The sequence below is a fragment of the Acinetobacter sp. A47 genome (assembly GCF_000805455.1).
GTDB lineage: Bacteria > Pseudomonadota > Gammaproteobacteria > Pseudomonadales > Moraxellaceae > Acinetobacter.
Genome location: NZ_JSUS01000006.1, coordinates 1 through 3,877, shown reverse-complemented (window position 1 = coordinate 3,877; position 3,877 = coordinate 1). Strand labels below are relative to the sequence as shown.

Here is a 3,877-nt window from a genome sequence, read left to right as displayed (position 1 = left end):
TACGCTGCAGCCCGTCGGCGGTTTGTGACAGCGACTGGCCATCACGATAGGTCACCGTGATCTGGGCTTCGGTATCTTGCCACCCCAAGATCTTGTTCAGATCAAAGTGTGTACCTAAAGCCAGTTGTCCAGTGTATTCACTGCCGTGGCTTGAATGTTGTTTAGAATCTAAAACCCCTGCAAATTCACCAGTGTAATCAGCAGAAAATTTGTAACCCTGTTCTTGTAACGCAGTGCGTTGACCATTCCAATCACCAAACAGCCATTGACCATTCGGGTCAAATGCTGAAGAAGCGGCTTGAGCATGTTGTGCAAAAAGACTCAATGATAGAACGGATAAACAAGAAACAATCAATGACTTAGAGATTGTCATGTTTACGTAACCTTTTATGTTATTGTGTATAAAAGGTTACTCTCATTTTTTAATTATAGCTTATTCAAAATGTTAATGATCTGTACAATATTTTAACAATCAGTGATTAGTCGCACATATTTTCTACCACTTATTGCTCCCTGAAATACCCTCCATATCCAGACATGCAGAGATCTGGCAACTGGCTGGAGCAGGCAAACGGTTGTTGTTTTTATCTATAAAAGCATTGTCATTCCGTCGTTGCTACATGCATTCAGCTGATCGAATAATCATAAAAAAGCCCGGATAAATCCGGGCTTTAAATCTTTTCTAATCTCGCTTTATCAAAGAGAGACCTGAAGCGATTTAAGGCAAGGCATAAGCCACAACATAGTCACCGATTTTGGTACCGAATGAACCATGTCCACCCGCCATAATCACCACATACTGTTTGCCATTAATTTCATACGTCATCGGCGTTGCCTGTCCACCTGCCGGTAAACGTGCTTCCCATAACTGTTCGCCATTTGAAACGTTGAATGCACGGATGTAGTTGTCTTGTGTAGCGCCAACAAACATCACATTACCCGCAGTCGAGATTGAACCGCCCAGACCCGGTACACCAATTTTCACTGGCGGTAACTGGAACAGTTGCGGCAAGCTGTCACGGATTGTACCAATACGTTTCTTCCAGACAACTTCATGGGTTTTCAAATCTACACCTGCAACAAAGCCCCAGCCTGGCTGTTTACACGGTAAACCGAATGGAGATAAAAAAGGCCCCATTTCAACACTATAAGGCGTGCCGTACATTGGCTTAAGCCCAAGTTCACCTCCAGTCCCGGCAGGAACAGCCTGACGGTTTGGATCAGATGGAATCAGACGGCTCACAAATGGCAGACCAATCGGGTTCATTACCGCAACCTGACGGTCAGCATTCACTGACATACCGCCCCACTCAAATACACCCAGGTTACCCGGGAATACCAAGGTTCCGTTTTCAGAAGGTGGTGTATAAATGCCATCATAGTTCAGACGCTTAAACTTCACACGACACATTAACTGGTCAAACATGGTGGCACCCCACATGTCCTTATCGGTTAATCGATCTTTTGGTGATAGATTCAAGTCAGAGAATGGCTGGGTTTTAGAGTAGAACTCGCCCTTGGTTTGCGGGCCCCATTTCACTGTTTGCGGAACCGGTTTCTCGGTAATCGGCACAATTGGCTGACCATTGCGACGGTCTAATACAAAGACATTGCCCGTTTTGGTCAAGACATAAATCGCAGGAACCGTTTGACCGGATTTATCCTGAATATCGGCCAGAGAAGGTTGTGATGGTACGTCCATATCCCACAGGTCATGATGGGTGGTCTGGAAGTGCCATACCAGTTTACCTGTGGTGGCATTGATCGCCAGCATGGAGTTGGCATAACGCTCTTTCAACTCGGTACGGTCGCCACCCCAGATATCTGGTGTGCCTACACCGGTTGGTGCATAGACAATATCCAGTTTTGGATCATAGGCCAAAGGTGCCCAGGCGTTCGGTGAGTTGTTTACAAAGGTAGAACCTTCGCCCGGCATTGCATTTGGATCGGCAGCGCCGGTATCAAATACCCATAACAATTTACCGGTATTTACGTCATAACCACGGATAACACCAGATGGTTCTTTATTTGAATGGTTATCTGGAACTAATCCACCCATGACAATGGTGGTACCTGAAACAATCCCCGGTGAGGTTGGAATATAACGGCCCGGCGCTGCATAAGGCATGAATTTCTGTAAATTCAATTCACCATTTTCGGCAAAATCAGAACAGGTTTTCCCGGTATCTGCATTGACGGCAACCAGACGGCCATCATTGACCGGAACAAATACCTTACGCGGACACTCTGTAGAAGTCGACTTGTTCTTGGCTTTCAAGCTGGTCGCAAACTCGGTGGTATTGGCTGCATCGTAGTACATCACACCACGGCAAATCAGGTGCTGGAAAGTTCGATCTGAGGCCAGTTTAGGGTCAAAACGCCATTTTTCCTTACCGGTTGCCGGATCAATCGAGATCAACTGCTGATGTGCTGTACACATAAACATGTTGTTGCCAACCTTGATCGGCGTTACCTCATTGGTGGTTTCTCCTGGGTCGCTATCGGTTTTCGTATCGCCGGTACGGAATGTCCAGGCCACTTTCAGGTCTTTGACGTTCTTATCATTGATCTGGGTCAGTGGAGAATAACGCTCACCTGCCTGACTACGGCCATATGCAGGCCAGTCTTCTGGTGCAATTCCGTCAAGTGCTTTCACCTGTTCAGGTTGTGGTCTTTCAATTACCCCATTGATTTCCTGAGGATCGTTGAAGATCGAGTAGATCATCACTACAATTGCAATTGCCAGCGTAGAAGATAAAGCCACCTTGCTTGAACCCAGGTTATCAATACCACGGGTTACCGCAGGTACCAGTAACCATAAGCCTAAAATGCCCAGAATATCGAGACGTGGTGCCAGTGCCCAGAAGTCGGTTCCAACTTCCCAGACACCCCAGATCACGCTACCCAGCATCAGTGCAGCATAGATCCATAACGAACCAGATGCACGTTTATAAAGCTGAAATGCAACTGCAAGTAACAGCACACCTGCAATCACATAGTAAAAAGACCCGCCAATTGCAGCAAGCCAGATACCGCCGATAAGCAAGAATAAAGCAATAAGGGCGATAATGATTACAGTCAGGGTTCGTAGCCCAGATCTTGAAGCAGACTGATTCATAACATCACCTTACATCTTTCATATTTTTTTAAATTCATAAAGCAGAAAACGTCTCTTTTAACACCAGATTAAAGCCACTAAAAAAATTGCAGATCTCGTACCCGATTTCAGGCATTCAATCTGCAAAGTGACTTAAATATAAAAACTAGAAAGTAGTCTGGAACTTAATCCCGCCCACCCAGGTTTTATCGCCATTTTTAAAGGCACCTACATGATGGACATATTGAATGTTTGGACGGATCGTCAACCAGTTGGTCGCATGAATACCGTAATACAATTCGGTGTTGTATTCTTCGTCCAGCAAGCCATTGTTTTCATCATTGGCATGTATACGTGCAACACCTAACGCAAGCTCGTCTTGAGGACGCTGGTCTAGCAGACCTTTATAGATCAGGCCGACATTTTGCATGTCCTTGACCGCATTGGTCTTCGAGTCATGCACCGTTACATTCATAAAACCGGTTAATCCACGGTCAGACTGACCGTCATGACGGGTTAACTGTTGCTTCACGGTAAACCAGCCACCCTGTTTGTGACCTGTCTTGGCAGGATTGGCGATTTCTGCCGCATCGGCTGTACTGTAATAGTAGCCAAAACGGTATTCACCCGGTAAAGAAGAGGCCCCGAGCTTCGGTGTCCAGACCAGTTCCGCCGGGATAATCGCCCCACGTGAACCATCTGTACTTAAGTTAAAGCCCTTGCCTCGTTGCAGGTTTTCCGGGTTGTATTCATAAGCACCTATTTGTGCATATAAATCTG

Annotated in this window: 3 protein-coding genes; all 3 read right to left on the bottom strand. The window is 46.1% G+C overall.

Translation table 11 applies throughout. The features are described from left to right. Positions 1 to 352, bottom strand: a 352-nt coding sequence (locus OC23_RS02845; RefSeq protein WP_171194738.1) for a carbohydrate porin, incomplete at its 3' end; no start/stop codon positions are given. A gap of 366 nt (positions 353 to 718) precedes the next feature. After that, positions 719 to 3,118, bottom strand: coding sequence for a glucose/quinate/shikimate family membrane-bound PQQ-dependent dehydrogenase (locus OC23_RS02840; RefSeq protein ID WP_038342663.1), 2,400 nt, complete (start codon positions 3,116 to 3,118; stop codon positions 719 to 721). Between the two features lie 145 nt (positions 3,119 to 3,263). Continuing rightward, positions 3,264 to 3,877, bottom strand: a 614-nt coding sequence (locus OC23_RS02835; protein ID WP_038342660.1) for a carbohydrate porin, incomplete at its 5' end; no start/stop codon positions are given.